Below are 6377 nucleotides of genomic sequence, written 5' to 3'. Positions count from 1 at the left end.
CGGGGGAACTCTGAAATTTTCGGCTTAGTTGCCGGCAGCTTGCCGCCAACTCACTCCTCTAGATAAGTATTTTGACTCGCGCCCCTTCCTCTTTTGAGACGTTGTGACACTTAGGGTGCGGAATGTGGGTTTAATTTGACTGCCATAATTGCCAAGCTTTAACGAGATTTCCCCCCATCAGGGCAGCCACTGCATTTAAAGTCTTAATTTCCTCACTATCGGGATTTAATTGTCTAGCTTTATCTAAGACTTTTTGGGCTGCTTGCGGTTGCCAATCGTAGAGATAAATAAAACCTTGATAAGCATAATGATAGGGATTATGGGGGTCAATTTTAATCATTTCCTCCGTGGCTTTTATTGCCCCTGCCACATCCTGTTGTAGTACCTTAGAAATTGCTAATCCGTAGGCTAAAGATAATTTATCGGGGGGGTTTTGTTGCTGTAAACGATAGGAAAAAGCTTTGTCTGCTTGCAGCACATAATCCTGAATCGAATCGTATTGATTGATACGATTAGTTAACTGAAAAATTGGCTCAATACCCGTTAATCCTTGACCAATATTAGCAGACTTTAAGCGCAATTGGGTGACTAAATCTAATTGGGGCGTTGCTAACTTGGGAACTTGAGGATCGATAGTAATTTGAGCATTAGTTTTAATCGGATAGGTTTCGCCAGTTTCCCGATTGAGATAGACAGCAGATAAGCGATAAACTCCGGGGGTTGCTGCCGACTGCATGGCGGTTTTTTCAGTAACTTCAAAACCATTTTGTTGCTCTTCTGGAGTTAATTTTTCTGCCATTAATCCCCCCATAGCAATACCATGATCGTGCATCCAATAATCCTTACCGTCCACTTCTTGCCAGGTTAAAATCACTATCCCTGACTTTAATTGTTGCCAGTCTCCTGCCCATTTATAAACCACAGAAATTGGTTGATTAGGAGAAGCTTTTTCGGTAATGGCAATCTCTCTTAATTCCACCCGTTTTGGCGCATTTTCAAGGGGTTTAACCGTGACGGAAGGATATATTTTTCGGTGTAGGGACAGGGTGCTATCATCCGGTAGCTGCCAAGTTTTCTCCACTTGGAAATCTGACCCAGTGGCGACTCGATTAACAATTTTTTTCTGGACATCGGGGACGGAACCCTGTTCACCAGTTTTAGTTAAAAACCAATCTAAAGAATTGACATCCTTTTCGATATCTTCTTCCCGAACTCCCACCTGTCTGCCGGCAACCTGGGAATTATGTTTACCACCGTAGAAAGAGAAGGTATGTTGATTTAATTCGGGGGTGGAAGGTAAAACCCCTAGGGTGCTGCGAAGATAGGGAGAATCGGCTAGAATCTCTTTAACTACTTCTTCGTGCTGCCAACCAGTTTTTAAATAGGGATGGTGTTGTAATTTGGGACTGAAAACGTTAGTAATTATATCTCCCCCCAAGGGAAATAAATTTAAGCTGGTGAGGATAGCGGCAATAGTTATAGTTCCCCAACGGATACTGGGGGCAAAACGACCGCGCCAAGATAATAAACCAACGGATAAAATTAAGGATAAAGTCGGTAAAAGCGGCAAAATATAACGAGCATCTTTATTGATATTTAGGGATGATAATAGGTATCCCCCCAGCAGAAAAACTCCTAACCAAATCCACACAGGACGATTAACCTTATCTTCGGTTTTTCTATGACGTAAGGAGATTAATAATCCCACCACAGGAACTAATAACAATACCCAAGAAAGAAAATAGGGTAAAACTTGGGCGTAAAATGTCCAGGCATCTGGACTGGTAAGAGGCGGATCTCCCTCCAAAATCGCCGAATCTACCGTGGCACGTTTGCCCGCGGTTAACATTAATAACCAATTCGTCCGATACCAGGGAAACATTAACAATGCTGCCGTCAAAAAACTGAGCATTAATTGCGCTAGATTGCCCCAACGTTTTCGCCGGAGATTTTCGCCCAATACCCACAAAATCGGTAAAAAGAGGAAAAATAGGGCGGTTTGTTTGACTAACATCCCTAAACCGCAAGCAATCCCCACAGCGATCGCTTTTAGCCAGCCCTGACCACTAAATCGCCACCATGTCAAGCAAAAGTAAGAAAACGTTACAATTGCCGCTAAGGGAAAATCTAAGAGATATTCGAGGCGATAATAGTATAAACCGGGTAGAAATTGACAGATTAAGACCGCCCAGAGTGCTACAGTCCCATTAAAGAGGATAATTCCCAATCCGTACACAGAAAAGAGCAGTAGGGCGCTATAGATAGCCATTACCCACATACCCGCATCAAGGCTAATACCAAAGAGATTAAAGAAGGGAATCGTTAAAAGATAGGTTAAAGGGGGAATTTTCGGGGACATTAGCCATAAACTGCGCCACCAATCCCCATCAAACCAGCGCGGATTTTGGAAAGCTTGGGTATAGATAATCCCACCGTTGAGATAATCGGCCTGATCCCAAGCGGGAATAGTATGATCGAGACTAAACCAGAATCTATCGACTAATATCCCCAATATCCATATAATACTGACAATAATTAATCCCTGTCTCCCATCTAGCGATCGCTTCAAAATGACTTCTCCCTAGTGCAACTCTCAATTATTTTGCCACGCCCTCAAGCGACCCTGAAAAAATCGCCCGCAAGAAACACCAGACCGATCGGGGTAAAATAAAGATTTAGTGAAAAATTGTAACAGGAACTTGACAAATGCGAGTGGTGATCGTTGGTGCAGGGTTAGCGGGAATGGCAACAGCTATCGATCTGGTCGATGCGGGCTGTACAGTAGAAATCTTAGAATCTCGTCCCTTTGTCGGTGGAAAAGTCGGTAGTTGGGTAGATGCGGACGGTAATCACATCGAGATGGGCTTGCACGTCTTTTTTGGCTGTTACTATAATCTTTTTGAGTTAATGAAAAAAGTGGGCGCTTTTCAATCCCTACTACTCAAAGAACACACCCACACTTTTATCAACGAAGGGGGAAAAATCGGCGAATTAGACTTCCGTTTCGCCGCAGGTGCGCCTTTTAACGGTTTAAAAGCCTTTTTTACCTCCTCCCAACTCTCAGCAGCCGATAAAATCTTTAATTCTCTGGCCTTAGGTACAAGTCCCATCGTCCGCGGTCTGATAGACTTCCAAGGAGCGATGAAAACGATTCGGGAGCTGGACTCGATTAGTTTTGCCGATTGGTTTCGTAGCCATGGCGGTAATGACGGCAGTTTAAAAAAAATGTGGAATCCGATCGCCTATGCCTTAGGATTTATCGATACGGAAAATATCTCAGCCCGTTGTATGCTGACGATTTTCCAATTTTTTGCCGCTAAAACCGAAGCTTCCGTCCTGCGGATGTTGGAAGGTTCCCCCCACGAATACCTGCATAAACCGATTATTAACTATCTGGAGGCCCGGGGTGCCAAAATCTCTACCCGTCGTCAAGTGCGGGAAATTCTCTATTCTGGAGAGGGCGAAAATCTGCAAGTTAATGGCATGATCGTCGCTAACGGAGAAACCACGGAAACTATCACCGCAGATGCCTATGTCTGCGCTGGTGATGTCCCCGGTGTTCAGCGTCTTATTCCCCAAGATTGGCGAAAAATGCCGATTTTTGACAATATTTTTCGACTAGAAGCCGTCCCCGTCGCTACGGTACAATTGCGTTTTGACGGTTGGGTGACGGAGTTAAATGATGCCGAAAAACGCCGACAACTGCAAAAAGCGGTGGGAATTGATAATCTTTTGTACACCCACCAAGCGGATTTTTCCTGTTTTGCAGATCTTGCTCTCACCAGTCCTAGGGATTATTATCGCCCCGGAGAAGGTTCTTTATTACAGTTGGTTTTAACCCCCGGGGATCCTTTTATCAAAGCTAAAAATGAAGATATTGCCGGTCACGTTTTAGCGCAGGTCCATAAGTTATTTCCCTCCTCGCAGGAGTTAAAGATGACTTGGTTTAGTGTGGTGAAATTGGCCCAGAGTCTCTATCGGGAAGCACCTGGTATGGATGTCTATCGTCCCTCGCAAGCGACTCCTATTGCTAACTTTTTCCTGGCTGGTAGTTATACCCAACAGGATTACATTGATAGCATGGAAGGAGCCACTTTATCGGGTAAACAGGCAGCCAAAGCAATCTTACAACAGGCCGAGCGCCAGAAATCTTTAGCCACGGTTTGAGCAAACAGCCAGCAATCTCGTCTCTTGAGAAGGGATTGCCTCTAGATTTGTTTTCAGTGGCAAAAGATAACCGCTATAGCTAACTGGGGAAGTCAGCCTCTCAGGCCAAGCTATACAAAAAAGACCGATCGAGCTAGACTCGTAAAAAGATAACTCCATCTAGAAGGCTTACCCTAGACTGGAAAGAACGTCGGAAAAATCTCGTCAGAAATAGGAGTCAATCGAGTTTATGCCAGAGCTTGCTGTACCATTAGAGCTTGATTTCACCAGCGAAACCTATAAATCAGCCTATAGTCGCATTAATGCCATCGTTATTGAAGGCGAATACGAGGCCAATAGCAATTATATTCAATTAGCAGACATCCTCACCGATAACAAAGAAGAATTACACCGTCTGGCAAAAATGGAAAACCGTCACATGAAAGGTTTTCAAGCTTGCGGCCAAAATTTGCAAATCACTCCTGATATGGATTATGCCAGAGAATTCTTTTCCTCTCTGCACAATAACTTCCAAATTGCCTACGCAGAAGGTAAAGTTGTCACCTGTTTATTAATCCAATCTTTGATTATCGAAGCTTTCGCGATCGCTGCCTATAATATTTATATTCCCGTTGCTGATCCTTTTGCGCGTAAAATTACTGAAGGCGTAGTTAAAGACGAATATTTACATCTCAATTTTGGCGAAGAATGGCTAAAAGCGAACTTTGAAACCGCTAAAGAGGAATTAGAAGCGGCAAATCGCGCTAATCTACCCATTGTTTGGAAAATGCTCAATCAAGTCGAGGATGATGCTCGCGTCCTCGCTATGGAAAAAGAGGCCCTCGTGGAAGACTTCATGATTAGCTACGGGGAAGCGTTAAGCAATATTGGTTTCAGCACCCGTGATATCATGCGGATGTCTGCCTACGGATTAACTGCTGTCTAAAGCTTGAGCATCGAGATTTCTTTTTTTCCCCTGCTGCCGCTCAACACAGAGCGGCTCTTTTGTGTATTATATTTAAGAGTCTTAACGATTTCTTAGCAATATCCTAATTTTTATCTAGTGCCATCTAGTCTAACGAAAGAACAATCAATGTTTGGTCTTATAGGTCATCTTACCAGTTTAGAACACGCCCAATCGGTCGCCGACGATCTAGGTTATCCTGAATATGCTAACCAGGGATTAGATTTTTGGTGTGCTGCCCCCCCGCAAATTGTCGATGATTTTCATGTCACCAGCATCACGGGGCAAACCATCAGAGGAAAATATATCGAATCCTGTTTTTTACCAGAGATGTTGTCGAATCGTTGGGTAAAGTCTGCTATTCGTAAGGTGCTAAATGCCATGGCACTCGCTCAAAAAAGTGATATCAATATCACCGCACTCGGCGGTTTTTCTTCAATTATTTTCGAGGAATTTAATCTCAAAGATAATCGACAGGTGCGGAATATCGAGCTAGATTTTGGCCGTTTTACCACCGGTAACACCCACACCGCTTACGTCATCTGCACTCAGGTGGAAACCCTCGCTGAAAAAATGGGCATCGATTTAGCTCAATCTACCGTCGTGGTTTGTGGGGCAACTGGAGATATCGGCAGCGCCGTTTGTCGTTGGTTAAATGAAAAAACGGATACAAAAGAACTAATATGTGTGGCACGCAATCAAGAGCGTTTACAATCTCTGCAAGAGGAGTTAGGACGCGGTAAAATTCTTCCCCTAGAGGAGGCTTTACCCCTGGCTGATATCATTGTTTGGGTGGCTAGTCTGCCTAAAGGGGTGGAAATTGATCCAGATAAACTCAAGCGCCCCTGTATTATTATTGATGGTGGTTATCCGAAAAATTTAGGCACGGTGTTAAATGCCCCTGATATTTCGGTGATTAAGGGCGGCATTGTCGAGCATTCCCTCGATATTGACTGGAAAATTATGAAAATCGTTAATATGGATATTCCCTCTCGTCAAATGTTTGCCTGTTTTGCTGAGGCGATTTTATTGGAGTTGGAGGGTTGGCAAACTAATTTTTCCTGGGGACGCAATCAAATTACCGTCCCTAAAATGGAACAAATCGGCGCAGCTTCCCGCAAACACGGTTTTCAACCTTTGTTATTTTAATTAATATCCCCAACCCCCCACCGACCACGGAATTAGAAGTTTTAGGCGACAAATAATTAGGAGTGAGTGCTTGACTTTGGCGGCGGCTTGGGTTATGATTGTTTTATAATGGGATGGT

General features: G+C 43.8%; 4 protein-coding genes. 3 read left to right on the top strand and 1 reads right to left on the bottom strand.

Annotated elements, in window-relative coordinates:
• Positions 1-130: 130 nt before the first annotated feature.
• Positions 131-2569: a glycosyltransferase family 39 protein gene (locus tag PX636_RS13300; protein ID WP_288117555.1), complete on the bottom strand. Its 2439-nt coding sequence runs from the start codon at positions 2567-2569 to the stop codon at positions 131-133.
• Positions 2570-2706: 137 nt separating this feature from the next.
• On the opposite strand from PX636_RS13300, the gene zds reads away from it, so the two are divergent.
• The 3 genes from zds (at position 2707) to PX636_RS13285 (ending at position 6259) form a co-directional block, all read left to right on the top strand.
• A complete protein-coding gene (zds, locus tag PX636_RS13295; RefSeq protein ID WP_288117553.1) occupies positions 2707-4167 on the top strand; it encodes a 9,9'-di-cis-zeta-carotene desaturase in 1461 nt (486 codons plus the stop codon).
• Positions 4168-4396: 229 nt separating this feature from the next.
• Complete coding sequence (locus PX636_RS13290; RefSeq protein WP_288117551.1) at positions 4397-5092, top strand: aldehyde oxygenase (deformylating); 696 nt, start codon at positions 4397-4399, stop codon at positions 5090-5092.
• A gap of 147 nt (positions 5093-5239) precedes the next feature.
• Entirely contained in the window at positions 5240-6259 is a 1020-nt protein-coding gene (locus PX636_RS13285) for a long-chain acyl-[acyl-carrier-protein] reductase (protein WP_012267666.1), read from the top strand.
• Positions 6260-6377: the final 118 nt, after the last annotated feature.

The sequence above is a fragment of the Microcystis sp. M53598_WE2 genome, from assembly GCF_030067735.1.
Lineage (GTDB): Bacteria > Cyanobacteriota > Cyanobacteriia > Cyanobacteriales > Microcystaceae > Microcystis > Microcystis aeruginosa.
Note: the sequence above shows the minus strand (reverse complement) of the source record. Positions and strands in the feature narration are given on the sequence as shown.